The sequence below is a fragment of the Halobaculum sp. MBLA0143 genome (assembly GCF_041361465.1).
Taxonomy (GTDB): Archaea; Halobacteriota; Halobacteria; order Halobacteriales; family Haloferacaceae; genus JAHENP01.
The window spans coordinates 712,382-737,500 of record NZ_JBGKAC010000001.1; the positions used below are offsets into that span (position 1 = coordinate 712,382).

Annotated in this window: 28 protein-coding genes; 11 read left to right on the plus strand and 17 right to left on the minus strand. The window is 68.9% G+C overall.

Going from position 1 to position 25,119, the window contains the following annotated elements; genetic code table 11:
- Positions 1–5 precede the first annotated feature (5 nt).
- The 3 genes from trkA to RYH79_RS03730 form a co-directional block, all read right to left on the minus strand.
- Positions 6–1,349 (minus strand): Trk system potassium transporter TrkA, encoded by a 1,344-nt coding sequence (gene trkA, locus RYH79_RS03720; protein WP_370896367.1) that lies wholly within the window; start codon positions 1,347–1,349, stop codon positions 6–8.
- Between the two features lie 48 nt (positions 1,350–1,397).
- On the minus strand, positions 1,398–2,684 hold the full coding sequence (paaK, locus tag RYH79_RS03725) for a phenylacetate--CoA ligase PaaK (protein WP_370896369.1): 1,287 nt from the start codon (positions 2,682–2,684) through the stop codon (positions 1,398–1,400).
- A gap of 188 nt (positions 2,685–2,872) precedes the next feature.
- On the minus strand, positions 2,873–3,052 hold the full coding sequence (locus RYH79_RS03730) for a hypothetical protein (RefSeq protein WP_370896371.1): 180 nt from the start codon (positions 3,050–3,052) through the stop codon (positions 2,873–2,875).
- 83 nt (positions 3,053–3,135) lie between these two features.
- Between RYH79_RS03730 and RYH79_RS03735 the strand changes: the two genes are divergently transcribed.
- The gene (locus tag RYH79_RS03735) at positions 3,136–3,522 is read left to right on the plus strand and encodes a universal stress protein (protein ID WP_370896373.1); all 387 of its coding nucleotides are present in this window, start codon (positions 3,136–3,138) and stop codon (positions 3,520–3,522) included.
- Here RYH79_RS03735 and RYH79_RS03740 read toward each other — a convergent pair.
- From RYH79_RS03740 to RYH79_RS03755, 4 genes are all read right to left on the minus strand, one after another.
- A complete protein-coding gene (locus tag RYH79_RS03740) occupies positions 3,519–4,472 on the minus strand; it encodes a phytoene/squalene synthase family protein (protein WP_370896375.1) in 954 nt (317 codons plus the stop codon). The two genes, RYH79_RS03735 and RYH79_RS03740, sit on opposite strands and share 4 nt — an antisense overlap.
- 166 nt (positions 4,473–4,638) lie before the next feature.
- Complete coding sequence (locus tag RYH79_RS03745; RefSeq protein ID WP_370896377.1) at positions 4,639–4,788, minus strand: HVO_2523 family zinc finger protein; 150 nt, start codon at positions 4,786–4,788, stop codon at positions 4,639–4,641.
- A 43-nt stretch (positions 4,789–4,831) separates the two neighbouring features.
- Positions 4,832–5,497, minus strand: a complete 666-nt coding sequence (locus RYH79_RS03750) for a DUF2238 domain-containing protein (RefSeq protein WP_370896379.1) — start codon at positions 5,495–5,497, stop codon at positions 4,832–4,834.
- The gene (locus RYH79_RS03755; RefSeq protein ID WP_370896381.1) at positions 5,494–6,132 is read right to left on the minus strand and encodes a hypothetical protein; all 639 of its coding nucleotides are present in this window, start codon (positions 6,130–6,132) and stop codon (positions 5,494–5,496) included. Before RYH79_RS03755 ends, RYH79_RS03750 begins: the two co-directional genes overlap by 4 nt.
- 139 nt (positions 6,133–6,271) lie before the next feature.
- Between RYH79_RS03755 and RYH79_RS03760 the strand changes: the two genes are divergently transcribed.
- A complete protein-coding gene (locus RYH79_RS03760) occupies positions 6,272–7,153 on the plus strand; it encodes a hypothetical protein (RefSeq protein ID WP_370896383.1) in 882 nt (293 codons plus the stop codon).
- Between the two features lie 31 nt (positions 7,154–7,184).
- On the opposite strand, the gene RYH79_RS03765 is transcribed toward RYH79_RS03760, so the two are convergent.
- Positions 7,185–8,483 (minus strand): amidohydrolase, encoded by a 1,299-nt coding sequence (locus RYH79_RS03765; protein ID WP_370896385.1) that lies wholly within the window; start codon positions 8,481–8,483, stop codon positions 7,185–7,187.
- 188 nt (positions 8,484–8,671) lie between these two features.
- Here RYH79_RS03765 and RYH79_RS03770 point away from each other — a divergent pair, with 188 nt between their 5' ends.
- Entirely contained in the window at positions 8,672–9,418 is a 747-nt protein-coding gene (locus RYH79_RS03770; RefSeq protein ID WP_370896387.1) for a DUF120 domain-containing protein, read from the plus strand.
- Positions 9,415–10,089 (plus strand): 3,4-dihydroxy-2-butanone-4-phosphate synthase, encoded by a 675-nt coding sequence (gene ribB / locus RYH79_RS03775; protein ID WP_370896389.1) that lies wholly within the window; start codon positions 9,415–9,417, stop codon positions 10,087–10,089. Before RYH79_RS03770 ends, ribB begins: the two co-directional genes overlap by 4 nt.
- A 6-nt stretch (positions 10,090–10,095) precedes the next feature.
- Here ribB and RYH79_RS03780 read toward each other — a convergent pair whose 3' ends face one another.
- On the minus strand, positions 10,096–12,192 hold the full coding sequence (locus RYH79_RS03780) for a hypothetical protein (protein WP_370896391.1): 2,097 nt from the start codon (positions 12,190–12,192) through the stop codon (positions 10,096–10,098).
- 161 nt (positions 12,193–12,353) lie between these two features.
- Here RYH79_RS03780 and RYH79_RS03785 point away from each other — a divergent pair, with 161 nt between their 5' ends.
- A complete protein-coding gene (locus RYH79_RS03785; protein WP_370896393.1) occupies positions 12,354–13,433 on the plus strand; it encodes a phytoene/squalene synthase family protein in 1,080 nt (359 codons plus the stop codon).
- 5 nt (positions 13,434–13,438) lie between these two features.
- Here RYH79_RS03785 and RYH79_RS03790 read toward each other — a convergent pair whose 3' ends face one another.
- Positions 13,439–14,287 (minus strand): hypothetical protein, encoded by an 849-nt coding sequence (locus tag RYH79_RS03790; RefSeq protein WP_370896395.1) that lies wholly within the window; start codon positions 14,285–14,287, stop codon positions 13,439–13,441.
- 98 nt (positions 14,288–14,385) lie between these two features.
- Here RYH79_RS03790 and RYH79_RS03795 point away from each other — a divergent pair, with 98 nt between their 5' ends.
- Positions 14,386–15,270, plus strand: a complete 885-nt coding sequence (locus RYH79_RS03795; protein WP_370896397.1) for an AMP-binding protein — start codon at positions 14,386–14,388, stop codon at positions 15,268–15,270.
- A gap of 19 nt (positions 15,271–15,289) precedes the next feature.
- Here RYH79_RS03795 and RYH79_RS03800 read toward each other — a convergent pair whose 3' ends face one another.
- Entirely contained in the window at positions 15,290–16,084 is a 795-nt protein-coding gene (locus RYH79_RS03800) for a hypothetical protein (protein WP_370896399.1), read from the minus strand.
- 95 nt (positions 16,085–16,179) lie between these two features.
- Between RYH79_RS03800 and RYH79_RS03805 the strand changes: the two genes are divergently transcribed.
- Positions 16,180–16,404 carry a hypothetical protein gene (locus RYH79_RS03805; RefSeq protein ID WP_370896401.1) on the plus strand — a complete coding sequence of 75 codons (225 nt, stop codon included), beginning with the start codon at positions 16,180–16,182 and terminating at the stop codon, positions 16,402–16,404.
- Here the strand turns inward: RYH79_RS03805 and RYH79_RS03810 are convergent, their stop codons facing one another.
- From RYH79_RS03810 to glnA, 4 genes are all read right to left on the minus strand, one after another.
- Entirely contained in the window at positions 16,405–17,040 is a 636-nt protein-coding gene (locus RYH79_RS03810; RefSeq protein WP_370896403.1) for a uracil-DNA glycosylase, read from the minus strand.
- 23 nt (positions 17,041–17,063) lie between these two features.
- Positions 17,064–17,498, minus strand: a complete 435-nt coding sequence (locus RYH79_RS03815; protein WP_370896405.1) for a DUF4440 domain-containing protein — start codon at positions 17,496–17,498, stop codon at positions 17,064–17,066.
- 343 nt (positions 17,499–17,841) lie between these two features.
- Positions 17,842–18,210 carry a 2Fe-2S iron-sulfur cluster-binding protein gene (locus tag RYH79_RS03820; protein ID WP_370896407.1) on the minus strand — a complete coding sequence of 123 codons (369 nt, stop codon included), beginning with the start codon at positions 18,208–18,210 and terminating at the stop codon, positions 17,842–17,844.
- 65 nt (positions 18,211–18,275) lie between these two features.
- Positions 18,276–19,646, minus strand: a complete 1,371-nt coding sequence (gene glnA / locus RYH79_RS03825) for a type I glutamate--ammonia ligase (protein ID WP_370896409.1) — start codon at positions 19,644–19,646, stop codon at positions 18,276–18,278.
- A 127-nt stretch (positions 19,647–19,773) separates the two neighbouring features.
- On the opposite strand from glnA, the gene lrp reads away from it, so the two are divergent.
- Positions 19,774–20,232: an HTH-type transcriptional regulator Lrp gene (gene lrp, locus RYH79_RS03830; protein ID WP_370896411.1), complete on the plus strand. Its 459-nt coding sequence runs from the start codon at positions 19,774–19,776 to the stop codon at positions 20,230–20,232.
- A 282-nt stretch (positions 20,233–20,514) separates the two neighbouring features.
- Here the strand turns inward: lrp and RYH79_RS03835 are convergent, their stop codons facing one another.
- Positions 20,515–20,850 (minus strand): hypothetical protein, encoded by a 336-nt coding sequence (locus RYH79_RS03835; RefSeq protein WP_370896413.1) that lies wholly within the window; start codon positions 20,848–20,850, stop codon positions 20,515–20,517.
- Between the two features lie 98 nt (positions 20,851–20,948).
- On the opposite strand from RYH79_RS03835, the gene RYH79_RS03840 reads away from it, so the two are divergent.
- The 3 genes from RYH79_RS03840 to RYH79_RS03850 all read left to right on the plus strand — a co-directional run bounded on the left by RYH79_RS03840 (position 20,949) and on the right by RYH79_RS03850 (position 24,025).
- The gene (locus RYH79_RS03840; RefSeq protein WP_370896415.1) at positions 20,949–21,428 is read left to right on the plus strand and encodes a hypothetical protein; all 480 of its coding nucleotides are present in this window, start codon (positions 20,949–20,951) and stop codon (positions 21,426–21,428) included.
- Positions 21,429–22,076: a hypothetical protein gene (locus RYH79_RS03845; protein WP_370896417.1), complete on the plus strand. Its 648-nt coding sequence runs from the start codon at positions 21,429–21,431 to the stop codon at positions 22,074–22,076.
- Between the two features lie 104 nt (positions 22,077–22,180).
- Positions 22,181–24,025, plus strand: coding sequence for an FAD-binding protein (locus RYH79_RS03850; RefSeq protein WP_370896419.1), 1,845 nt, complete (start codon positions 22,181–22,183; stop codon positions 24,023–24,025).
- 258 nt (positions 24,026–24,283) lie between these two features.
- Here the strand turns inward: RYH79_RS03850 and RYH79_RS03855 are convergent, their stop codons facing one another.
- Positions 24,284–25,009 carry an archaeal proteasome endopeptidase complex subunit alpha gene (locus RYH79_RS03855; protein ID WP_370896421.1) on the minus strand — a complete coding sequence of 242 codons (726 nt, stop codon included), beginning with the start codon at positions 25,007–25,009 and terminating at the stop codon, positions 24,284–24,286.
- Between the last annotated feature and the right edge of the window lie 110 nt (positions 25,010–25,119).

A 25,119-nucleotide genomic window follows, 5' to 3' on the forward strand; every position in this document is an offset into this window, starting at 1 on the left:
CGACGCTACAGCGTCGCCGCGACGGCGTCCACGTCGCTGGCCTCCACGAACACGACGAGGTGGTCGCCCGCCTCCACGTGACTGTCACCCCGGGGGATGATGAGTTCGCGGCCGCGGGTGATCGAGCCGATGACGACACTCGCGGGCAGTTCCTGCGCGAGATCACGGACGGACTGGCCGACCACGTCGCTGTCGGCGTCCACCTCCAGTTCCAGGATCTCCGCGCGGTCGTCCTCGATGATGGAGACGGTCTCGGCGTAGTTCGTCCGGGTGAACCGGGTGATCTCCTCTGCCGTCACCCGCCGGGGGCTGATCGCAACGTCGACGCCGACCGCCTCGAACAGGTCGGTGAACTCGCCGTTGTCGACGACGGCCGCCGCCCGGTCGGCGCCCAGCCGCTTGGCCAGGAGCGTCGCCAGGAGGTTGCCCTGGTCCGTCTCCAGGGCGGCGATCACGGCGTCCGCGCCGCCGACGTTCTCCCGTTCGAGGAACTCCTGGTCGGTGGCGTCGTGTTGCATGACCGTCACCTCCGGGAGCTGTTCGGCCAACCACCGCGCCCGGTCGGGGTCCTGCTCCACGAGCCGGGGTGAGGTGCCCTGTTCGGCCAACAGCTTCGCGGCCTGGTAGCCGATTTCGCTGCCGCCGAACACGACGACCTCCTCCGGGTTGGTCTGGTCCGGGGCGAGCGCGGCGCCGAACGCCTCCACCTCCTCCGGCTGGCCGATGACGACGAGGTCGTCTTCCGGCCGGAGCCGGGTCTCGCCACGGGGGACGATCACCTCCTCCCCGCGGATGATCGCCGCGAACGTGAGCCCGGGGAACCGGTCGGCCTCGCTGACGGTCTCGCCGGCGACACTGGAGTTGGCGGGAATCTTGAACTCCGCCATCCGGCAGGCGCCGTCGCTGAACGACTTCACGTCCTCTGCGGTGGGGACGCCGATCACCTCCACGATGGTGCGGGCGGCCAACAGGTCCGAACACACCATGAAGTCGACGCCGAACGCCTCGTTGCCTGCGTCGACGGCGTGCTCCCAGGTGGCGAGATACTGCGGTCGTTTCACGCGAGCGATGGTGAACGCCTCCGACTCCACCTTCGCCGTCCCGCAGACGACGACGTTCGTCTCGTCGTCGTCCGTGCTGGCGATCAGGAGATCCGCCCGCCCCACGTCCGCCTCCCGCAGCGTCTCCAGGTCGGCGCCGTCACCCTCGATTGCCAACACGTCGATGTCGTACGTCAACGCGTCGACGCGTTCCCCGTCTGTGTCGATCACGACCACGTCGTGTGTGTCCGCCAGGCTCTCGGCGATGTTGGAGCCGACCTGTCCGGCACCCACCACGATGACGTGCATACCTCTCGTCTCCGCCGGCGGAGGAAAACCTCTTTCCCATCCGTCGAGTCAGCGGTGATCGTACACCCGTTTCACCTTCCCGACCTCCGTGCGGTCGATCTCCCCGTGTTCGACGACCGCGAGTTCGTCCACGGAGACGTTCAGCGCCTCGCTCACCCGGTCGTGGAGCCGGTCGCGCAGCGCCGACAGGTCGCCCGCGAACCCCGGCTGCGTCTCCACAGTCAGCTCGATCCGGTCGAGCCCGTCGTCGCCGCGCCGGAGGTCGATCCGGTAGTGTGGCGCGACGGCGTCGACGGCGACGACCGCCTCCTCGATCCGGCTGGGGTAGACGTTCACCCCGCGGACGATCAGGAGGTCGTCCGTCCGACCGGTGACGTTGTCCATCCGGACGGAGGTCCGCCCACACGCACACTCCTCGTACCGGAGGCTCGTCACGTCGCCGGTGCGGTAACGGACGACCGGCAACGCCTCCTTCGTCAGGGTCGTCAGGACCAGCTCACCCTCCTCGCCCGGCGGCAGTCGCTCGCCCGTCTCCGGGTCGATCACCTCCGGCAGGAAGTGATCCTCCCAGACGTGGAGTCCGTCCTGTGCTTCGGCACACTCGATGGAGACACCCGGACCGATCACCTCCGACAGCCCGTAGATGTCGACGGCAGTCACGTCCAGTCGATCCTCGATCGCCGCCCGCATCGGGTCCGTGAACGGCTCCGCCCCGATCACGACCCGTTCGATCGGGAGGTCCCGCGGGTCGTGGCCGCGTTCCTCGGCCGCCTCCGCGAGGTACAGACAGTACGACGGCGTACAGCAGAGCACGTCCGAGCCCAGATCCCGCATCGTCTCGATCTGGCGGGCGGTGTCGCCGCCGCCGGTCGGGACGACCGCGGCCCCGAGTTCTTCTAACCCGGCGTGGAGCCCGAGCCCGCCGGTGAACAGCCCGTAGCCGTAGGCGTTCTGGACCACGTCCGTCTCGGAGACGCCGGCGGCGACGAGCGACCGTGCGACCACCTCGCCCCACAGGTCTAAGTCCGCGTCCGTGTACGACACCACCTTCGGCTTGCCGCTCGTCCCGGAGGAGGCGTGGACCCTAGCCACGTCGTCCCAGTCGACCGCGAACAGGCCGTCCGGGTACTCCGCCCGGAAGTCCGCTTTCGTCGTGAACGGGAACGCCGTCAGGTCCGACAGCGTCTCTAGGTCGTCGACGCCGACGCCAGCCTCCTCGAACGCCCTGGCGTAGAAGGGCACCTCGCCCGCCCGTTCGAGGGTGTCGCGGAGTCGGTCCAGTTGTCGCTCCGACAGTTCGTCTCGGTCGGCCCGCTCGATTTCACTGTAGGCCATACCAACCGGGCAGGCGGACGGCGTGTAAACTTTCGGGCGTCAGTGGGGGGAAGGTTCTCGGATGTGGTGGCGGGGGTGGGGTGTGAGGATACTGCGTCGGGAGCGAGAGGCCACGTCGGTGGTCGGGGGGCGAGAGACGCGCGAGGCTTCCGAGCGTCGGTCCCGCCGACTCGTCCGAGAGAAGCCACTCACGAGATACTGTCACCGGGCGCGCCGACGACGAACGTGTCCCGGCTGAACGTCTTGATCTCCCGGCCCTTCGAGTCGTACAGCGTGATGAACCCGCCTTCCACCTTCTTCTCGACGGCGTCGGGGAACGTCTGGTTCGTCACCCGGCGACCGTTGTCGTACCGGACAGTGTAGGCCATGCGTCCTCCTACTGGGTCGGTCGACAAAACGATCCGGGTCGCCCTCGGCGGGTTTGAAGTAGTCCGGCGTGGAGGCTGGAGGTATGCGATTCGTCGCAGCCACGGACGGCGACCGGACGAGCGAACTGATCGCAGAGTACCTCCGCGGTCGAGTGACCGACGACGACGAGATCCACGCCGTCAACTCTCAGTTGGGCGGCGACGACACGACGAGCGAGGAGATTCGGCAGGGGGACGAAGCCGTCGAGACGCTGGCAGAGGCGTTGGAGGTGCCGGTCGAGACACACCAGTTCGTCCGCGGCAACCGACCGGAGGAGGACGTGTTGTCGTTCGCGGCGGCGGTCGACGCCGACGAACTGGTGTTCACCGTTCGGGACCGGTCGCCGGCCGGCAAGGCTATCTTCGGGAGCGTCGGCCAGCGGCTCCTCCTGGAGTCGGAGCTGCCGATGCGGGTCGTCCCACGGGACTAGCGGACCGGCATCCGCTCGCCGTGGCCGGTGCCGCTGTGTGCGGTGTCGCCGTACGGGACGGTACTGACGCGCCGAAAGACGGCCTCGGGGTCCTTCGTCCGGAACCACGCCCACCGGGTGCGGGCGAGCAACGACACCTTCCGGGCCGTCGACAGCTCCGGTGTCGCGGTGAGAGTGTCGTAGCCCCGTTCGCGGACGAGCCGGTGGTGGTCGGCGTACAACACGGCCGCCAACAGGACGGCGAACTGGCAGTCCTCCGGCAGGAGCTTGATGCCGGCGACCCCCTCCTTGTACAGCTGTTCCGTCCGACGGAGCTCGTGGCGGACGGCGGCGGCGACGTCGTCGTCGAACTCGAAGTCCATCAGCTGTTGTTCGGTGACGCCGTACGTCGACAGCGTCTCTCGGGGGAGGTAGATCCGATCCCGCTCCACGATGTCCTCGCCAACGTCCCGGATGAAGTTGGTCATCTGGAACGCCTCGCCCAGTTTCGTCGCGTGCGGCAGGGCCGCCTCGGCGTCGTCCGGCTCCATCACGGCCGTCATCATCCGGCCGACCGCCGACGCCGACCCGTCCATGTACGCCTCTAGCTCCTCGTAGCTGTCGTAGCGGTCGCGGTCGATGTCCGTCTCCATCGCGTCGACGAACGTCACCACGTCCTCGTCGGCGATACCGTGGCGGTCACACATCTCCGCGAAGGCAACGAGCACGTCGTCGTCGGTGTCGCGTTCGCCCAGCGCGGCCTCGCGGAGCCGCTCCAGTTCGGCGCGTTGCTCGGCCGGCGGGGCGGTGTCCGCGGCGTCGACGACCTCGTCGGCGACACGGAAGAAGGCGTACAGGACGTACGTGGGGTAGCGGACGCGCTCGGGCAGCAGCCGAGTGGCGAAGTGAAACGTCTTCCCCGTCTGCTGTTGGATACGCTTACTCCGCTCGATCTGGTCGTCCGCTACCATGGGTCGCCGGTCACACCCCACTCGGCTGTGACTCGACTCCCTCCACTCGGTGTCCCACACATATCTAATCTCTGTAGTATCGCCACCCCCATAACAGTTGGCCCACGCTTCCACGAGACGGCGACGACCCGGGCGGCAGAGAGGGGTACTTGAACCCGTCCCGGCGTCAGCCGTAGAACGTGTCCGAACAGTCCATCACGACTCCGTGGTTCGGACAGACGTACTCACAGTGTCGGTGGACCATCGCCGCCCCACAGGCCGGACACGGCCGACCGCGTGTCTCGGTATCGTCCGTGTCGTCGGTCGTGTCGCTCACACGCTCACTCCGGCCGGCTGGGTGAAGTCGTTGTCGCCGTCGGTCACGTCTGGCTGCGCCGGCGGTCCAGCCGCTCGGCGACGTGGCCCGTCAGGTCGGTGAGGTGGGCGGTGCCGTACAGCCCGACGAGGAACCCGCCGACGAGATTGAACGCCATGTCGAGCATCGTGTCGTGGAGACCGAACTGGGTGAGAACCGCCGCACCCCCCAGCGTCGCCGCGGCCCCGCCGAGTGCGAACTCGACCACCTCCCAGAAGACGCCGAAGGCGGCGACGAACACCAGGACGAACAGGAGGGTGAGTCGTGGCGGGAGAGAGATCGCCGCCGAGTGCTCGTCCAGCCCGCGAACGAGCGTGTAGCCCACGGCCGCGACGACGGACGACGACAGCGCGTGAGTCAGGTGGTCCCACCACCACAGCGAGCGGTAGAAGTTCACCCCGGCGCCGGGGAGTCCGACCACGCCGAACGCGTGGAGGAAGACGGCGCCGGTGATCCACAGCGTCAGTCCGGCGTCCATCGGCACCTCGTAGTCACGCTGTAGGATTGCCGGGAGGTAGGTGACGGCCAACGCCACCCCCGCGTTCACGATCACGCCGACACTCCGACGCTCGAGGCCGACGAACACCATCCCGACGAGCGCCAACTGCATCGCCCGCGACAGCTGTCGTTGCCGGGTCCGAGAGACGCCGAGGTACTCGCGCAGTCTCACGACTCGGTCACCTCCGGGGGGAGCCGTTGTCGGCCGGCGGCGCGTCGTCTGAAGTACAGTTCGAACAGGACGCCCGCCAACAACCCGACGAGGGTGGCGGCGACGAAGTCCCACATCAGCGCCGTCTCCACCTCGCGGAGCGGACGGCCGTCGAGCAGGAGCCGGGTACCCAGCAGGCTGTCCGTCGCGTACCGCGCCAGCGCCCAGACGCCGGCAGCGGCGGTCGTCGTGAGCGAGACGAACGCCACCGCGAACGACTCCGTCATGCGGACGGGGGTGAACACGTCCAACTCGACGGCGACGACGAGCGCGACCGCGGCGACGGCGAAGAACGTCACGACCCGCCCGGACAGCGTGACGCCGAACAGCTCTGCGCCGGTCAACAGCGTCCGACCGACGGCCGGCAGCGCCGCCAGCCCCAACACCTCCCACGGCAGCATCGCGGTCGCCCGTCGGGTCACCGCCGGCGGCACGCACGCTACGGCGGCGACGAGCAACACGAACACTCCCCACACCGGGTCGCCGGACAGCGCCGTCCCGACGGCCGCGGCAACGAGGAAGCCGACGACACCCCACGCCAGCCCGGCGTTGACCCGTTGCCGCTCGACCACGTCACGTAGTGTCGACCGAGCCATACCCGGCGTACCGCGCCGGACGTCAAAAACGGTTGCCCACGGGGCCGTCACCCACCGGGGAGAACCCCCGTGACGAGAGGATTCAGACAGTTCACAATAGGTTTTATTTGCTACTGTTCTCAACTAGCTCTCGTCTCCCATGACAGAAGAGACACACACGACGCGACGCGGACTGTTGCGACTGACGGGGGCAGCGGCGGCGACGACGGCACTCTCCGGTGTCGTCGGCGCCTCGCCGGGCGGCGGTGTCGGCCCGGGCTTCCGGGTCCAGGGACGAGAGAGGAAGCAGGTGAAGATCCGACCGGACGCGGTGACGGTCCGGACGCGCAAGACCAGCCCGGCGCTGAAGGAGCGCTACGGCTACGAGAAGGGGACAGTCTCGAAGACGGAGACGTACGAGCGGCCGAAGCCCCAGACGGACGACCTCCCGCAGCGCGACACGCGCACGATCGGCCGGAAGTGGGACACGGAGATCGCCACCGCAGACGAGTGGAAGGCGGCCTTCTCCGGCGGTGCCGGCGCGGCGACGGAAGCGACCGCCTACTCCACCGGCGCCTCCTACCGCGAGAGTGACTACGCCCACGGCGTGTTCGAGTACGAGGAGACGGACGGGCTGTACGAGAAGACGGCGCCGATGAACGTCGTCTCGCCGGAGTCGATGTCCGGTGTCGTCTCCACGCTCACGTCCAACGGTTACACGAACATCGTCGTCCAGTACGACCGCCACGGGTTCAACACGGACACCTGGCAGTTCGAGACCCAGCACGACTCGGCCGCGACCGGCACGTTCGGGTTCCTCGGCCGCCAGCACGCCAAGTTCTGGGAGTTCGGCGGCTACACCTCCTGTTCTGCCCACACGGACAGCTCCGTCCCGCACGAGGCAATCTCCCACGAGGAGGCGGAACAACACATCGAGGGCGTGTTCGACGACGCCTCCGGCTGGTACGGCTGGGACGACTACTACGACCTGAACAACGGGTCGTACCTCGACCACGACGGCTCCGCCACCGGACTGTTCTGAGCCGCCACGGCACGCTCACTCCACGGGGCGCTCAGTCCTCGGCACGCTCCACGGCCGCGGCGGCGCGTTCGGCGGCTCGTTCCTCGACGGCCGCCGTGTCGAACGGGAGCACCTCCCGGTCGCGCATCAACACCTCGCCGTCAGCGATCGTGTGGATCACGTCGCTGCCGCGGGCGGCGTACACCAGCAACGAGACTGGGTCGTGTTCCGGCGTGAGATGTGGCGCGTCCGTGTCGACGACCGCTAAGTCCGCGTTCGCCCCCGGCTCGATCCGTCCGGAGTCGTCGAACCCCAGGAGCCGCGCGCCGCCGGCCGTCGCCATCTCGATCACGGACTCGGCGGACACGGCCGTCGCGTCGCCGTCGGCGAGCTTCCCCACCATCGCGGCGTCGCGCATCTCGTCGAACAGGTCTAGGTCGTCGTTCGAGGCCGGGCCGTCGGTGCCGAGTCCGACCGTCACGCCGGCGTCGAGCAGCCGTTGGACGGGGGCGATCCCGGACGCCAGCTTCGCGTTCGCGGCCGGACAGTGAGCGACCCCGACCTCGCGGTCGGCCAACAGTTCGATCTCCGTCTCGTCGACGTGGACGGCGTGCGCGACGTAGCTGTCCCGCAGGAGCCCCAGGTCGTCGGCGTACGCCAGGGGTCGTCGTCCGTGTTCCTCGACCACCGGCTCCACCTCGCCGGCGGTCTCGTTGGCGTGGAAGTGGAGCGAGTGGCCCGCCTCGCGGGCACGCTCGGCGGCGTCTTCGAGGTACGACGCTCCGACGGAGGTGAGCGAGTGTGGCATCACGGCCGTCCGGATCCGGCCGTCCGCGGCGCCGTCGAACTCGCGGGCGACCCGCAGCGACTCCTCGACGTCCGCCTGTGCGCCCGACTCGTCTTTGGTGACTGTGACGACCCCGAACCCGAGTCTCGCGCGGAGCCCAGCCTGTGCGACCGCGTCCGCGACCGCCCCCGTCTCGAAGTACATGTCCCCGACGGCGGTGACGCCCGACCGGATCAGCTCTACGAGCGCCAACTCCGTCCCGGCGCGCACGTCCTCGGCGTCGAACACCGCCTCGACCGGCCCGACCTCCTCGGTGAGCCACGCCTGGAGCGGCTTCTCGGCGGCGTACCCCCGCAGCAGACTCATCGCCATGTGACAGTGTGCGTTGACGAGCCCCGGGATCACGAGCCCCCCGTCGGCGTCCAGCCGTTCGTCCGCGTCCGCCGCGGCCTCACCCTCGACCGTCAGAATCTCGCCGGCCTCGCGGTCCACGAGCACGTCCGCCCGCCGCACCGCTCCGTCCGGGTTCAGCACGCGACCGCCGACGACTCCGAGTGTGTCCATAGCGCCGTCCAACGCCGGGCGACTACTCAATCCGTCGGATCGCCGTCCCTCGTCTGCCCGAAGCGGTGGCTTTTCACCGTGTCCCCGCTTGAGTACGGTACGGACACGGCCGGCGAAGATCCGTAACGATTCTGGGACGCGTAACGGGAACGGTACGCTTTAGTCCGGCGCGGACGAACGTTCGGGCGATGGCAACGAGCGCATCGACCGTCGGCCACGCGGAGGTCGCCGCGTTGAAGACGGTCGCGCTGAAGGGCGGATTCGCCGAGCCGGTGAAGATCTCCTGTTCCGCGCTGGGCGAGCGCCTGGAGGCGTCGAGTCAGACGGCCTCGCGACGGCTCCAACGGCTGGAGTCCGCGGGGCTCGTCGACCGAGAGGTAGTGAGCGACGGGCAGTGGGTGTCGATCACGACGGACGGCGAACGACGGCTCCGCGGGGAGTACGCGGACTACCGCCGGATCTTCGAGGGCGGAGCCGGTGTCGCCTTGGAGGGGACCGTCACCAGCGGCATGGGCGAGGGGCGCCACTACATCGCGCTCCCGGGGTACATGGAACAGTTCCGCGAACGGCTGAACTACGAGCCGTTCCACGGGACGCTCAACGTCGACCTCACCGAAGAGAGCGTGCGGGCCCGCGCCGGTCTCGACTCCGTCGGGGGGGTCTGGATCGACGGCTGGGAGGGTGACGAACGGACGTACGGCCCGGCGACGTGTTACCGGGCGAGCGTCGAGACGGCCGACGGCGACAGCTTCGACCCGTGTCACGTGATCGTTCCCGAGCGCACCCACCACGACGAACAACAGTTGGAGGTGATCGCGCCCGTGAAGCTCCGCACGGAGTTGGACCTCGCGGACGACGACCACGTCACGGTTCGGATCGTCGAAGCGGGCGGCGGGAGTGACGAACCGGACGACGACAGAGGTGCGTCGGCGTGAGCCACCAGCGTGCCGGGCTGGACGCGGCCGTCGGGGCGTTCCGCGCCGGCGAGCCCGTCCTGATCCACGACTTCGACGACCGAGAGGGGGAGACCGACCTCGTCTACCCCGCCGGCGCGGTGACGGCGGCGGACGTGACGCGGCTCCGCAACGACGCCGGCGGCCTGATCTGTGTCGCGGTGCCGGACGACGCCGCGACGGCGTTCGGGCTCCCGTTCCTGGCCGACCAGCTCGACCACCCCGCAGCGGCCGATCACGACCTCTCGTACGACGACCGGTCGTCGTTCTCGCTGCCGGTGAACCACCGCGAGACGTTCACCGGGATCACGGACGAGGACCGCGCGCTGACGATCGCCGAACTGGCGGCGGCGACCGACATCGCTCGCAGCGACCGAGCGTACGACCCCGAGACGTTCGCCGAGTCGTTCCGCGCGCCGGGTCACGTCCACGTCCTGCGTGGCGCACCGGACGGACTCGCCGACCGAACTGGCCACACGGAACTGGGGCTCGCGCTTGCTGATGCCGCCGGCGTCTCGCCGGCCGTCGTCGTCTGTGAGATGCTGGACGACGAGACCGGTCACGCGCTCTCGCCCGAGGCCGGCCGGGCGTACGCCGACCGCCACGGCTTCCCGTACGTCGAGGGGAGTGAACTCGTCGACCGACTCGTCTGACCGGAGTCAGCCCCCGCGGCCGTCGCCGTTCTCCGATCCGTCTCCGTTCCCGTTCTCTCTCTCCGATCCGTCTCCGTTCCCGTTCTCTCTCTCCGATCCGTCTCCGTTCCCGTCCTCACCACGCTCCCCGTCGTCGCCGTTGTCTCCTCTGTCACCTCCTTCGCCACGGTCGTTCCCCTCGCCGCGGTCGTCTCCGTCGTCGTTCCCGTTGTCGTCGTTCGCGCCGTCGCTGCCCTCACCACGGTCGTTCTCGTCTCTGTCGTCGTCCCGGGCACCGTCGCCTTCGCCGCGGTCGTCTCCGTCGTCGTCTTCCTCACCGTCGTCACGCTCGTCTTCCTCGTCGTCGCCCTCACCGTCGTTGTCTTCGCCACGCTCGTCTTCCTCGTCGTCGACGGCCACCCCATCGACGTCGACAGAGTCGTTCCCGACGGCCAGCGACAGCGTCGCGCGGAACCGCCCCTTCTCCAGCCGGACGGTCACGGATCCGGGGTCGGCGTCGAACGACACCTCGCCGGCGGGGCCGGTGACGCCGACGCGGTCGCCGCCGACGCTGGCCCGCACCCCGGCCGTCGGCGACCCCTCGTAGGTCACTCGAACGGTGACGGTGCCGTCGTCGACGCGCCCGGTCGCGTCGATCCCGTCCGCGACCCGGCCGCGCTCACCCAGCGAGACGGTCAGACTCCCGGCGCTGCCGTTCGCCTCGGCCCGGATCGTCGTCTCCCCGGCGGCGGGGAGCGGCACCGTCGCGGTCCCGGTCGCGTCCGTCGTCGCAACCGCCGCGCCGTCGACGCTGACGGTCGCGTTCGCCACTGGACCACGGTCCAACACCGTCACGCGGACCGTCTCGCCGGCCGTGGGCTGTCCGGCGAGCACTACCGCGAGCCCGGCCGCGGCGCCGGCCTCGCTGCGGTCGTCGTCTGTGTCGTCTGTGTCCTCGTCGTCCCCTTCGTCGCTGCCACCCTGGTCACCCTCGTCCTCCTCGTCACTGTTCTCGTCACCTTCGTCTTCGCCGGTGTCACCCTCGTCACCGTCTTCGTCGTCACCGCCGTCGCCGCGGCCCGGAACGTCGTCGGGGGGGCCACGCTCGGTCTCGATCTCCTCTTCCAACGCGACGACTGCCCCCGTCGAACCGTCCACGGTCACGGACGCCTCTCCGGTCTCGTCGTCTGCGGCGAGTCGGAACTCGAACTCGTAGGTGCCGTCGGCGGCGTCGACGGCGGTCTCGCGGAGCGTCCAGCTGCCGGCCGTCGACAGCGCCCCACGGGCGGTCGCCAGCGCGGTCGCGCCGTCGACGGTCAGCGAACTGTTGCCGTCCGGCGGGCGCTCGAACTCCCGGCTCGCACCGCCGTCGCCGGCGACGGACAGCCCTCGCCCGGCGCCGGCGACGGCGACGCGGGAGTCGCCGCCGCGGGTGAACTGCCGGCGCAGCGCCGTCGCCGCCGGCCCGCTCGCGGACTCGGCAGTCGCCAGTGCCGCCCGCACACGGTCACCGTCGTAGCCGGCAGCGGCCAACTCCAGCCCGGAGACGTTCGTGGCCAGGCTCCGGAGCCGCCGGAGCTCCGCCGCGACCGACTCCGCTCGGACGGTCACGAGCGCGGTCTGGAAGGCGAACTCCGTCGCCGAGAGGTTCCCGGCGCGGTAGGCGGCCGTCAGATTCGCTGCGTCCGCGTCGACGGCCGCTACACGCGCCGTCAACACCGCCGCCCGGTCGGCCAGCAGCCCCGCTCGTACCGTCTCGTTGGCCCGGCGGAACCGTTCGCGGAACGTCGCCCGTGAGACGTTTCCGCGGACGGACTCGCCGGCCGCCGTCAGCGTCGTCGCCAACTGTCGCCCGACGCCGGCGGTAACGTTCTCCCGGTTCGTCTCGTTCGTCTCACTTCCAGCCGTCTCGTTGCCTCCGCCGTCCGTCGTGGTCGTGTCGTCTGTCGTCTCGTTCGCGGTCCCGTTCGTCGGGGCGTCGGTGGCGTCCACCGACGCGACGACGACGCTGTCGAGACCGACGCCCCCGTCGGTCGTGCCGGGCCGCGCGGCGACGACACCGCCCCCAGCTGCCGCCGTCACGAGCAGGACGACCAGTGTCACGACCGTTCGATCCCGGCTCACACTCCGGACGAACACCCCCACGGACCTAAACCCGGTCGACGCTCCCGCTCGCTCGCGTCCGTTCGTGCCCGTTTGCGCCGAGTTGCAGGCCCGAAGCGGGGACGAGGGCCGACCGACCCCGCACGACTTTTGAACCACCCTATCGTAGCGTTCGACAGGAGATGTCTGAGGACGCTGCCCGCCCCGTCGTCGACGACGACGCCGCCGATCTCGACTGGTGTCACGACGCCGTCAGGGGTGTCTCGCGGACGTTCGCCCTGACTGTGGACGTACTAGATGAACCGATGTCGTCGTACGTCTGTCTCGGCTACCTAGTCTGTCGAGTCGCAGACACCGTCGAGGACGCGGAACACGTCCCGCCGGCGGAGCAGGCGGCGTTGCTGGAGACGTACGACGCCGTGTTGGACCCGGAGGACCCGACGACCGCCGCGGAGTTCCGGCGGACCGTCGACGAGTGGCTCCCGCCGGAGTCCGAGCGGTCGGACGACTGGGCGGTGGTGGCCCAGACGGAGCGTGTCGTCGCCACCTTCGACGCGCTGCCGGCGGACGTGCGCGCCGCCGTCGTCCCGCCGGCCCGGGAGCTCGTCTCCGGGATGGCGGAGTTCGTCCGCCGGTACGCCGACGAGGGCGGGCTCCGGATCGACGACCGGGCGGAGCTGGACGAGTACTGCTACTACGCCGCCGGCACGGTCGGCAACCTCGTCACGAACCTCCTCACCCGCGGGAACCTCTCGGAGGAGCGCGTCGAGACGCTGTACGACACCGCAGAGGAGTTCGGCCTCCTGCTCCAGCTCGTCAACGTCGCCAAGGACGTCCACGACGACTTCACCGAGGAGAACAACGTCTACCTCCCGGCCACCTGGCTGGCCGACGAGGGGGTCCCACAGGACGAGGTGATCGCCTCACAGAATCGCACCGCCGTCGGCCGGGTCGTCGACCGGACGGCGTCGTACGCCCAGACGTTCCTGGACGACGCCCAGACGTACCTGGAACACGTCCCGATCGTGGACGGCAACACGCTGGAGGCGTGGGCCGTCCCGTTTCTGCTCGCCGTCGGCACCCTCCGCGAGCTGTCCACGACGCCGGAGCGAGCCGTCGACGGCCGTGGCGTGAAGGTGAGCCGCGAGGAGGTGTTCGCCGTCGTCGCCGCCGCCAGCGAGCGCGACCGCGACTCGCTCCCGGCGCTCCGGGAGGCCATCGCCGCCGAACCACTCCACGGAGCCGGTCTCTCTGCGGACTGAGGGCCTCAGCCCCGCGCTCGCTCCCGTTCTCGCCGTTCGTCGGCCCCGTCGTCCGTGTCGGCGACCCCGTCGCCCGTGTCGGCGATTCGTTCGACCGCTGCCAGGAGTCTGTCGACCGCGTCGTCGTCGAACTGGTCGCGCTCGATCGTCAGGTCCGGCCGGAACCGTGTCCGGGAGACGACGAGCTCGTCGTCCGTGGTCTCGACGTCCGTGATCGTCTCCGGCGCGTACAGACTCCCGTCGGCAACGACGCCGGCGTCCGTCACCGCCACTCGGTCGGGATCGCCGTCGAAGGCCGTGAGGAGCGTCGACAGGCTGCCGAGCGCCGTCACCACGCCGAAGGAGCTGTCGCCGCCGACGAAGGTGAGCAACGCGACGACGATCGCGATCCCGGCGGCGGCGAGGCTGGCGGCGGCGACGCCCTGGCCGACGCCCGAGAACGGACCGTCGCTCGTGTCGTCCGCCTCGGCGGCGGCGTACTCCGTCGCGGCCGCGATCCGGTCGCGGTTCCGACAGTACGTCGCAGTCGCGGCCGCAAACAGTCCGAGTCCGCTCGCGCCGACCCCGACCGCCGACGCGGCGAGCAGGCCGTCCGAGAGAGACTGTGTGAGCGGGAACCACACGAGCGACAACGGCGCCAGCGTCGCGGCGGCGGCGACCCCCGGCGACGCCAGCAGCCGGACGAGCGACGACTGGCGCGCGAGCCCGGCGCCGACGGCGCCGACGACGACCGTCGCGACCGCGATCGTCCCGACGAACGGGACCGTGCCGGCCACGAGCGCCGCGGCCGACACCAGGAACGCGGCCAGGTAGCCCCCGACTGTCACCTCGAACAGTCGTCGTGCGTTCGACATGTTCGAGCGGTCAGTCGTCGATCCAGGTAAATCGCCCGGCGGTGTCCCACGAGAGGAGACCCCGAACGACTCTTGCCCGCGGGCGGCAGAGTGAGGGTGTGACCGACAGCAGACGCCGCGACGGCGACACGGAGCCGTGTCCGAACGCCACCGTCGTCGGCGACCTCGTGGGGCGAGGACGACGCAGCCCGGCACCGGCAGTCCACGCCGCCGCCAGGGACCGCACGTACAGCTACTTCGACCTGTGTAACACGGCCGCGAAGGCCGGCAACGTCCTCAGACACGTCGGCGTCCGGCCGGGCGACACGGTCGCGGTCGAGCCCCGACGCGCGCCGGAGGTCGCTTTCACCGCGCTCGGAGCGTGGCTGATCGGCGCGACCGTCGCGCCGACCGTCGCCCCGGGCGAGGCCGGCGACGCCCGCGCGCTCGTCGTCGCCGCCGCGGCGGAGTCGGCCGTGACCGCCCCGCCGGGGACGAGTCTGGTCGTGTTCGGCGACGCACCGACGACGGACGGCGCCACCCACTGGGAGGCGGAGGTGTGGAGCGAGAACCCCGCCGCCCCGCCGGCGCCGACGACGGCCGACGACACGGCCGTCAGTCTCGTCGACGCGGCCGACACCCCGGACGCGACCCCCGTCTCACACGACCGACTGCTCGGTCTCGCCGGCGCGGCCGTCGACGCCGCCGAGATCGACGCCCGGACGGCGGTCGTCGCCGCCGGCGACCCCGCGAGCCCGCGGGCGATCGCCACCGGGCTCCTCGCGCCGCTCGCGGCCGCCGGGACCACAGTGTCGGTGGACGGCCCGACGCCGTCGGCGTCGGACGCGCCCGCGGCACCCGACAACCGTCCGACGGCAGACGAGACTGCGGTCGGGGAGGCCGTCGCCGCCGCTCGCGAACTGGACGGCGTCGAACGGGTCGTGACCGTCGGTGGAGACGGCGGCGCAGACGCGACGCTGTCTCCGTCGGAACTGTCGCCGTAGCGACGACTCGGCCGCCGTCTCACTCCGTCGCGTCACCGTCTCCGTCGATGGCCACCCTGTCGCCGTCCGTCTCGTCGCGGACGAGCGTCCCGTCGCGGACGCGGAGCCCGTGTTCGTGGACGAACGTCGCCGTCTCGACGGGGACGGCCCGTTCGGCCCGCACCTGTGACCGGACCAACGGAACCACCGACCTGAGGCCGGCGGCACTGTCGACGGCCGGCTGGGAGGGGAGGAAGTCGACGTCGTGGTCGGCGTCGCGGGCGCGGTCGGTCAGCGTCTCGACGGCCGGCGACGACAACGCCTCGTCGAACGCAGGCGGGTCGGTGAAGCCGGCGTACCAGACGCCGCCGCCCGTCGCCGGCCCGAGGACGGTCGCGCTGGATCGGAGCTTCATCGCGGCGCTGTCGACGTTCGACCGTCGGACCAACGGTGCGGTCGGCCAGAGGACGGACACGGAGTCGGCCTCCTCCTCGCGCAGGAGGTGGGTGACGGTGTTGCCGACGCGCGCGGACGGGGACGACCCCACCTGCGGCTCGAACCGGGCGGCGGTCACGTCCGACAACGCCTCGCTGGCCAACGCCCGCACCTCGGCGGCCGGCTCCGTCTCCGTGTGGAACGCCTCCGGAATCGTCTCCGGGCCGCGGTAGTTGACGAGCAGGTCACCGCCGGCCTGCTCTGCGGTCACGAGCGTGTCGGCCAGTGCGGCGGCGTACAGATCGGCCGCCTCGGCCGCCGACAGCGGCGACTCCGACTCCAGCTCCGGACAGACGAGTCCGGAACGCGGCGGCGTGGCGAGGACGACGACGACTGTCATGTCGGGCCGTGGGGTCGCGGTGGGTTTGAACCTTCTACTTCGGGGCGACCGACCGCCGACGGTGGATTGAAGCCCGCCGAGCCTCACTCGCGGCTGTGGACGCAGACCGAACACTCGCCGTCGTCTCCGTCGGCGGCGTCGTGGTGCTCGCCGTCGGCGCGGTGACCGCTGCACTGCTCGGCTGGCCGACGCCGGCCGCCGGGGACGACCCGTCGGTGGCGGGCGTCGCCGCCGTCGCCGGCTTGGTCGTCGTCGCCGTCCTCGCGGCCGTCGTCTGGGGCCGGCGGGGGACGGACAGCCCGGCGCGCAACTACTGGTAGCTACCGTTCCCGCCGCCCCTTCGTCTGGCGGTAGTCCCGCGCCATGACGTTCTCCAGGAGGTGGTCCCGCAGCGCGTCCGTCTCCGCGTCCGTCTGTTCGTCGAACGGCTTCGCCGGCACGAGTTCGAACCCACGACCCCGCACGGTCGTCGCGTGCTCGGCGGCGGCGTCGAAGCTGTCCGGCGACCGTGTGGTGTACTCCACCGCCAGCGCCTCCAACACGCGTTGGCCGACCGGGAGGATGATCTCGGGGTTGATCATCCGCACCTCGGCGTTGAGGAACGGCTCACAGTTGCGGACCTCCTCGTCGGTCGCCGACCGCTCCGGGTGCCGACACCGCGTCAGGTACGTGCAGAAGACGTTCTGGAGGTCCGGCCGGTCGGCGTCCGGCGACGACCGCGACAGCCCGAGATCACCCAGGAGGCCCTGGAGCCGCCGGCCGGCCGCGTCCCCGGTGAACGGCACCCCGTTCGCCTCTGCGCCCGCCGACGGCGCCTCTCCGAGGACGAGAAACTCTCCACCCACGTCGCCGTAGCCGTGGACCACCTGCTCCCGGCAGTCTGCGAGCGCAGGGCAGTTTCGACAGTCCGTGTCCATCCCGTACGGGTTCTCGAAGTCGCGCTGGTCGGCGTCCACGCCCCGTCTGAGGCCGTCCCGGCCTAAACTCCTCCGTCGTCGTCCGGCGGCTCGTCCCCGTCTGTCCGAGTCTCTTGGAGGTCGAGCCAGACGACACCGGTGGGCGCGGACGACTCGCGGGCCAACAACGCGGTCGACCGCCGGCCGTCCCACGCTCCGTCGCGGTGCTGCCACTCCTCGTAGGTGACGAGACAGTGATCGTCGAGTCGCCGGCGCACCCGGAGGTCACGCACGTCGATCCGGAACGACGGCGCCTCCGTCCCGCGGGCCGCCCGGACGCCCTCCAACACCGCCTCGCGGTCCGTCTCCGTCCCGTCCGGGCGAACGAGTCGGAAAGTCGGCGCCAGCGCCCCGGCGACCCGGTCGAAGCGCTCTTGTTCGCGGTCCCCCCGGAACCAGGCCGCGAAGAACTCGTGTAGCTCCCGTACCTCCCGGCGAGTGTCGTCGGCGACTGTCACGGTCGGCGTGGGGGGCGCGAACGGCTTCAGTCCTCGGGGGTGCGGCGTCGCCGTGACCGCCGTTGCGGTCGTCGTCGTCGTGACCGTCGTCACCACCTAGCTCACAAGCGACTCGAACAGGTAGGTTCCCGTGTGTTGGAACTGCTCGACGAACTGACCGTAGACAGCGGGCCGACGACCGAGGACACCACCGACGTCGCCGACCGAGTCGACCCAGCCTCGGAGCCGAGTTCGACCGGAATCGGGAGGCGTGAGACTCGCCGTCGACGCGAACGTGTTCTGCTCGGTCCTCCACGACACCACCGAGAGGCCGCCGGGCAGTTCGACAGGCAGACTCGACGGCTCACTCTCGTCCACCCCACACCCGCTTGTCGTCGACGAGCACCACCTCCAGCCCGTCGGCAACGGGGATCTGACAGGAGAGCCGGGGGTAGCCGAAGCGGTCGGCCAGCCGGTCGTGCCAGTGGCCGGGCGACTCCTCGGAGCGGAGACGGACGCCACAGGTGGCACACAGCCCGCGGCCGCCGCAGTTGGCGCGCTCGGTCAGTCGGGTGTACGGCGACAGGTCGGCGCGCAGGAGGGCGTCTCGGAGCGGCTCGCCCGACGTGGCGGACACTTCCGTCGTCTCGCCGTCCTGGTGGACGGTGACGGTCGTAGGGTCGTCGGTCGCGTCGTCGTCGGTCGTAGGGTCGTCGGTCGCGTCGTCGGTCACGACGGAACGTCGCGCCGGGAACGAAAAGCGGTGTCGCCGGGAGGCGACGACGGCGTCGCTTCAGTTCAGTACTTCGCCAGGTAACGGTCGATCTCCCACTCGGAGACGCTGGCGCGGTACTCGTCGTACTCGGCGGTCTTGGCCTCGACGAACTTCTCGGCGATGTGGTCGCCCAGCGCGTCCGTGACGACCTCGTCGTCTTCCAGCGCCTCGACGGCGGCGCCGAGGTTCGGCGGCAGCGTGTCGATGCCGTACTCCTCGCGGGTGGCCTCGTCGAACTCGTAGATGTTCTCCCGAACGGGGTCGGGGGCCTCCAGGTCGTTCTCGACGCCGTCGAGCCCGGCGTGGATCATCGCCGCCAGCGCCAGGTACGGGTTACACGACGGGTCGGGCGACCGGAGCTCGATCCGGGAGGCCGCGGGGACGCGCGCGGCCGGCTTCCGGATCAGCGCCGAACGGTTCACGTCCGACCAGGCGACGTACACCGGGGCCTCGTAGCCCGGAACGAGCCGCTTGTAGGAGTTCACCGTCGGGTTGCAGACGGCCGTCAGCGCCGGCGCGTGCTCCAGGATCCCGGCGAGGAACGACTTCGCCGTCCCCGAGAGGTTGAACTCGTCGTCCCCGTCGTGGAAGGCGTTCTCACCGTCCTCGAACAGGGAGAGGTGGGTGTGCATGCCGGAGCCGTTGATGCCGGCGATCGGCTTCGGCATGAACGTCGCGTGGGCGTCCGACTGAGCCGTCGTCGCGCGGACGACCGACCGGAAGGTGGCGATGTTGTCGGCCGTGGTGAGGGCGTCGGCGTACTTGAAGTCGATCTCGTGTTGCCCCTCCGCGACCTCGTGGTGGCTCGCCTCCACCTCGAACCCCATCGACTCCAGGTTGTAGATGATCTCCCGCCGGAGGTCGCTGGCGAGGTCCTTCGGCGCGAGGTCGAAGTACCCGCCGGCGTCGTGAGTGTCCGTCGTGGGCGCGCCGTCCGCATCCGTCTCGAACACGAAGAACTCCGGCTCCGGCCCGGCGTTGACCTCGTACCCCAGCTCGGAGGCGCGGTCGATGGCGTCTTTCAGTACGGTCCGCGGGTCGCCGGAGAACGGCTCCCCGGTGGACGTGTCGATCACGTCACACACGAGCCGCGCGGCGCTCCCGTCGCTGTCGGCACGCCACGGTAACACTGCGAACGTCTCCGGATCCGGGTCCAGCCGCATGTCCGACTCCTGGATCCGGACGAACCCTTCGATAGAGGAGCCGTCGAAGTAGATTCCCTCGGTGAACGCCTTCTCGGCCTGTGAGGCCGGGACGGAGACGTTCTTCACCGTCCCCAGAATGTCCGTGAACTGGAGCCGGAGGAAGTCGACCCCCTCCTGCTCGATCTTGTCGATCACGTCCTGCTCTGCTGCGTCGAGCCCGCCGTCGGGCGACGTGTGTTCGCTCGTCATTTTCTGTAGGCGTTCGGTTCGACAACGGCAGAGGAAAAACCTCTTTCGGTCGATGTAAGCTCCCCCGACACCTCGGCAGACTGGACGTTCGTAAAGTTTGTCTGTCCGAGACACGTAGGGGACACCGATGACGTACGAAAACCTCGACGCCAAGTTGATAAACGCCCTTCTGGGCGACGGGCGCGCCAGCCTCCGGAGTCTGGGGGAAGATCTGGACGTCTCCGTCACGACCGTCTCGAACCACCTCCAAGACTTGGAAGAAGACGGCGTGATCCGTGGCTACAGTCCCAGCGTCAACTACGACCGCCTCGGCTACGACGTGACGGCCGTGGTCCAGCTGAAGGTCGAGGGGGAGGCGCTCCCGGAGATCACCGACCGACTCCGCGAGGTCACCGGAATGACCTCCGTCTACGAGGTGACCGGTGACTACGACGTGATCGCGGTCGGGAAGTTCCGCGACACGGACGGCATGAACGACCGGATCAAGGACCTCCTGGCCGACGAGGAGGTACGAGAGACGAACACCTCCGTCGTGTTGAACACGGTCGTCGAGAACGAACAGTTCCGACTGGACGTGTCGGAGTGATCCCTCACCTCTGGACGACGCTGTGACAAGGGGGGTCGGGGAACTAACCCCAGTCTTCGGTCACGTCTTCGAGGTCCGTCTCGCAGAACGGACACCGGTACCGCGTCGAGAAGCCGCCAGACTGTGCCGTCGTCTTCGCTTCGAGCTCGTGCATTCCAATCTGACGACCACAGTCAGTACAGGTTATGTCCGGCACGTACGTCACTTCGATTACACGATCATAAATGCTACGAGATCCGTGTGGAGTGTTGGCACGGATCAGTTGGGTTCAGACACCGTTCGTTACCGCCCCGTCGAGATGATGTCGTATTCGCTACGCAGCTCCGGAGGGGTCAGGTGGTGGAGCATCCCTCCGACGTTGTCGAGAGTGATCTCGGATTCCTCCGTGATGTAGACGAGAAGCGGTTCGGTCTGGTCGTACCAGACGTGATCCGCCCGTGTGTGAACGAAGGTCAGTTCGTCGTCCATCTCTTCGAGCAGTTCGCCCGCCTGATCGAAGTCGAGGCCGTTCGTCAGCAGCCTCTGGACTGCCGCCTTCCGTTCTTTCGCGTCCTCGTGGGCGTGGTTGTAGATCAGCTTCTTGAGCGCGCCGTCGTAGTACGACTCCCACTGAGTCAATTTACGGTAACTGCATTTGGGTTGGTGAAAATCCGATCGGAAATCGGTTTCGCAGCTTCAGAAACTGTTTTCCGGGGGCAGCCAGAACTCTACGCTGAATGGCGCCAGATACCCCGACTTCCGAGGAGATCCGGGAGATGAGTAAGAAAGAGATTAGAAAACAGTTTCCCTCGGGCTGGATGGAGCTGGCGCGGTACGAGACGTTGGTCCTCGCACTCGACGCGCTGCTGGAGGCGCCCGTAGTCAGGGAGTTCACGCTCGAAGAGTTGGCGGAGCAGGCGGGGACGACACCGAAGAGCCTGGGTAACAGGATCGACTCGTTGGTCGACCTGTCGGTAATCGAGCCGGTTGAGCACGACGACGAGGTCCGGTACACACTGAACGGAGACAGTTCGATCGTCGATCAGTTGTACGAATTGAACGTGAGTGTTCAGCGAGTCCGCGACGGGAACGAGAAGCCGGCGACCGGCAGTGACGGCGCCAACAAGAGACTGTCGGCCGCATCGACCGATATCCAGCAGAATAGCCAGATAAACACCGGGGGTAGTCGGTACAGCGTCCCCGAGGGGACTCAGTAGATGCCGCAGTACAGACTTGACGACGCTCTTGACCGGATCGCTACGTACGTCACCGATGTCGGTGACGCCGTAACCGAGACAAACGTTGACGAACTGCTGGGGTTCACCAATGACCACGGCGAGGAGTACATGATGCGTGGCCATCGGTGCACTGCCGAGGAGCATATCTACTTGATAGCTGGGCACCCAGAACTCCGGTTTGTCGTGGTCGCGTATCAGTACGACATCCGTGCCAGTCTCGCGGATGAACTCAACGATACGGCCGTCGAAGCGCTAATCGAGGACTCTGAAAATGACTTCGAAGACGAGCCCGACGCGAATAGACAGATGGCGGCCGTTGAACAGCTGTTCGAGCGTGCCCAGCGTCGGGAACTGTCGGACTTCCACTACCGCCTCGCACGATTGTCCTCCGGGTCGGAGACGACGGTAGATTTCATCGGGCAATCCCTAACAGAGACACGGTACATTGTTATTACTGAAAGGCTGTTTCCGTACGAGCAGCGTTTCTCTATCGAACAATTCGCAGCGTGTCGGTCTAGGGTGGTTTCACTGGGCGACACAGTGCAGTCTGCGGTTGGACGGGCCGTGTCTATTGAACGGGGCGAGGCGGAGGTCCCAAGTCTGAGAATCGACACGGAACGAATCTGATCGGTGGCGTCGCCTCTACCGTCAGGAATCAACCCACTCCCACAACCCACGAAGAGAGTGACCCTCAAGTACCAGCAGTCCATAGCCCCGACAGAGCCAACCACATGTATGAACACGACGTGATCGTTGTCGGTGCGGGCGGCGCGGGACTGCGTGCCGCAATCGCCGCCCAAGAGGAGGGCGCCGACGTGGCGATCGTCTCGAAGCTCCACCCGGTTCGATCGCACACGGGCGCCGCAGAGGGGGGTATCAACGCGGCCCTCCGGGACGCGGACTCCTGGCAGGACCACGCCTACGACACGATGAAGGGGTCGGACTACCTCGGTGACGCCCCGGCCATCGAGACCCTGACCCAGGAGAGTCCCGAGGAGGTCATCCAGTTGGAGCACTGGGGAATGGCCTTCTCTCGGGACGACGACGGCCGAGTGTCTCAGCGTCCGTTCGGCGGACTGTCGTTCCCGCGGACCACCTACGCCGGCGCCGAGACCGGTCACCAGCTGCTCCACACGATGTACGAGCAGCTCGTCAAGCGCGGGATCGAGGTGTACGACGAGTGGTACGTGATGGACATGGCCGTGACGGAGGAGGAACGGCCGGCGGACCGTTCGTGTCACGGCGTCGTCGGCTACGACATCCAGACCGGAGAGATCTCCGGGTTCCGAGCGCGCGACGGCGTGATTCTCGCTACCGGCGGGCTCGGCCAGGTGTACGACCACACCACCAACGCCGTCGCCAACACCGGCGACGGGGTGGCGATGGCGTACCGCGCCGGCGTCCCCATCGAGGACATGGAGTTCATCCAGTTCCACCCGACGACGCTCCCGTCGACGGGTGTGCTCATCACGGAGGGGGTCCGTGGCGAGGGTGGTATCCTCTACAACGCCGACGGGGAGCGGTTCATGTTCGAACACGGCTACGCGAACAACGACGGGGAGCTCGCCTCCCGCGACGTGGTCTCCCGGGCGGAGCTGACGGAGGTCAACGAGGGCCGCGGAATCGAGGACGAGTACGTCCACCTCGACATGCGACACCTCGGGGAAGACCGGATCGTCGACCGGCTGGAGAACATCGTCCACCTCTCGAAGGACTTCGAGGGGGTCGACCCGTTGGACGAGCCGATGCCGGTCAAGCCCGGCCAGCACTACGCGATGGGCGGCATCGAGACGAACGAACACGGGGAGACGTGTGTCGACGGCCTGTACGCCGCCGGCGAGTGTGCGTGTGCGTCCGTCCACGGCTCCAACCGACTCGGCGGCAACGCCCTGCCGGAGCTGATCGTGTTCGGTAAGATGGCGGGCTACCACGCCGCCGGCAAGGACATGGGTGAAGCAGAGATCGACACCGGCCAGCGCGGCGACTACGAACTCGGCGAGGTCGACCCCGGCGTCGACGTCGGCGCCGTGCACCCGGCCGGCGACGCCGTCGCCGACGGTGGTGTCGCGGCCGAACCGGGCACGGGGAGCCCGACGGACGTCGTCGCCCGCGAGGTGGAGCGCCAGGAGGCCCGTGTCGAACGACTGATGACCCGCGAAGACGGGATCAGTCACTCTGCGGTCCGCGACGAGATCCAGGAGACGATGACGGAGTACGTCAACGTCTTCCGGGAGGAGGATGGCCTCCAGCAGGCGCTCGCGGAGATCCGCGAGGCCCGCGAGGCCTACCAGGACGTTGCCGTCTCCGACCCCTCGCGGACGTTCAACACCGACCTGATCCACACCATCGAGACTCGCAACGTGATCGACCTCGCGGAGGCGATCACGCTCGGTGCGCTCGCCCGCGACGAGTTCCGTGGCGCCCACTGGCGCGCAGAACACACGGAACGGAAGGACGACGAGTGGCTCAAGCACACGTTGTTGTCCTGGAACGACGGCGAGCCGGAGCTGTGGTACCGGCCGGTCGTCCTCGAAGGCGAGGACAAGGCGTACGAGCCGAAGGTCCGTTCGTACTGAGCCGCCGGTCCCGTTCTCTCGTCGTCTCCGCGTCGTTCTCGACGCTCTCTCTGTGTCACTCACGACACTCTCTCGACTACTCACGGTATCTCCCTCGGCTACCCACGCACTCTCTCCTCCTCGACCACTGACGACGCTCTCTCGATCGCTCGCGGGCGTCCCCGTTCGATGTCACTGTCTGACGGTGACGCGTCCGGAGACGGGGTGTGAGAAAGTTCCTCCGTCCGGCGGTCCGCTCTCTGCGAGGGGTGGCGCCGGCTACTCCTCGTCGAGGGCGAGCCCGTCGACGCGGGTTGCGACCTCGTCGTCGGTCAGCGTCCGGTAGCCCTCCTCGGTGGAGATGGTGGCGACGGTGAACGCGTCGGACTCCACCTCGTCGCCGACCTCTGCCAGCGCCTCCAAGGCGACGCTGACTCCGTCCTCTAACCCGAGGTCGGCCGTCCAGTTGTCTTCGAGGAACTGCTGGAGGTCACCGCGGGAGCCGCCGATGGCGGTCGCCTTCCACTCTCGCGGGGTGCCGGAGGGGTCGGCACCGAACAGGCGCGGTTCACCGTCCTCCACGCCGCCGATCAGGAGCGCGGCACCGTACGGTCGCGTCCCGCCTCGCTGGGTGTTCTCCTGAATGTGGTCGGTGACGTACTTCGCCACCGTCTCCACGCCGACCGGCTCGCCGTAGCGTAGCCGGTCACCCTGGGCCATCCGCCGAGCGTAGTCGATCAGCTGTCGCGCGTCGGCGACGTGGCCGGCGTTGGTCGTGCCGAGGTGGTCGTCCAGCTTGTGGAGCTTCTCGATGCTCTCGTCGACCATCAGCGGCGAGGACGACTGGGTCTCGGCGGCGAACACGATCCCCTCCTGGGTCCGGACGCCGACGGACGGCGCGCCACGCGACACCGCCTCGCGGGCGTACTCGACCTGGTAGATCCGGCCGTCCGGGGAGAACAACGAGGTTCCACGGTCGTACGCCTGCTGGTCGTTACCTCTCATCGGTCGCCTCCGGTCCGTGTCGTCGTGTGGGCACTCATCGACACACCGTACGTGGCCTGGCCGGAAAAAGGCTCTCGTACGCGGGTTCTCGGCGCGTCCCCGTCTCCCCG

Excerpts from the sequence above, each read along its gene's own strand:
- RYH79_RS03850 (WP_370896419.1), top strand. The coding sequence starts at position 22,181 with ATGTATGAACACGACGTGATCGTTGTCGGTGCGGGCGGCGCGGGACTG.
- RYH79_RS03785 (WP_370896393.1), top strand. The coding sequence starts at position 12,354 with ATGTCTGAGGACGCTGCCCGCCCCGTCGTCGACGACGACGCCGCCGAT.
- RYH79_RS03790 (WP_370896395.1), bottom strand. The coding sequence starts at position 14,287 with ATGTCGAACGCACGACGACTGTTCGAGGTGACAGTCGGGGGCTACCTG.
- glnA (WP_370896409.1), bottom strand. The coding sequence starts at position 19,646 with ATGACGAGCGAACACACGTCGCCCGACGGCGGGCTCGACGCAGCAGAG.
- RYH79_RS03730 (WP_370896371.1), bottom strand. The coding sequence starts at position 3,052 with ATGGCCTACACTGTCCGGTACGACAACGGTCGCCGGGTGACGAACCAG.
- lrp (WP_370896411.1), top strand. The coding sequence starts at position 19,774 with ATGACGTACGAAAACCTCGACGCCAAGTTGATAAACGCCCTTCTGGGC.
- RYH79_RS03840 (WP_370896415.1), top strand. The coding sequence starts at position 20,949 with ATGGCGCCAGATACCCCGACTTCCGAGGAGATCCGGGAGATGAGTAAG.
- RYH79_RS03765 (WP_370896385.1), bottom strand. The coding sequence starts at position 8,483 with ATGGACACACTCGGAGTCGTCGGCGGTCGCGTGCTGAACCCGGACGGA.
- paaK (WP_370896369.1), bottom strand. The coding sequence starts at position 2,684 with ATGGCCTACAGTGAAATCGAGCGGGCCGACCGAGACGAACTGTCGGAG.
- RYH79_RS03740 (WP_370896375.1), bottom strand. The coding sequence starts at position 4,472 with ATGGTAGCGGACGACCAGATCGAGCGGAGTAAGCGTATCCAACAGCAG.
- RYH79_RS03855 (WP_370896421.1), bottom strand. The coding sequence starts at position 25,009 with ATGAGAGGTAACGACCAGCAGGCGTACGACCGTGGAACCTCGTTGTTC.
- RYH79_RS03755 (WP_370896381.1), bottom strand. The coding sequence starts at position 6,132 with ATGGCTCGGTCGACACTACGTGACGTGGTCGAGCGGCAACGGGTCAAC.
- RYH79_RS03845 (WP_370896417.1), top strand. The coding sequence starts at position 21,429 with ATGCCGCAGTACAGACTTGACGACGCTCTTGACCGGATCGCTACGTAC.
- RYH79_RS03770 (WP_370896387.1), top strand. The coding sequence starts at position 8,672 with ATGGCAACGAGCGCATCGACCGTCGGCCACGCGGAGGTCGCCGCGTTG.
- RYH79_RS03735 (WP_370896373.1), top strand. The coding sequence starts at position 3,136 with ATGCGATTCGTCGCAGCCACGGACGGCGACCGGACGAGCGAACTGATC.
- RYH79_RS03760 (WP_370896383.1), top strand. The coding sequence starts at position 6,272 with ATGACAGAAGAGACACACACGACGCGACGCGGACTGTTGCGACTGACG.
- trkA (WP_370896367.1), bottom strand. The coding sequence starts at position 1,349 with ATGCACGTCATCGTGGTGGGTGCCGGACAGGTCGGCTCCAACATCGCC.
- RYH79_RS03800 (WP_370896399.1), bottom strand. The coding sequence starts at position 16,084 with ATGACAGTCGTCGTCGTCCTCGCCACGCCGCCGCGTTCCGGACTCGTC.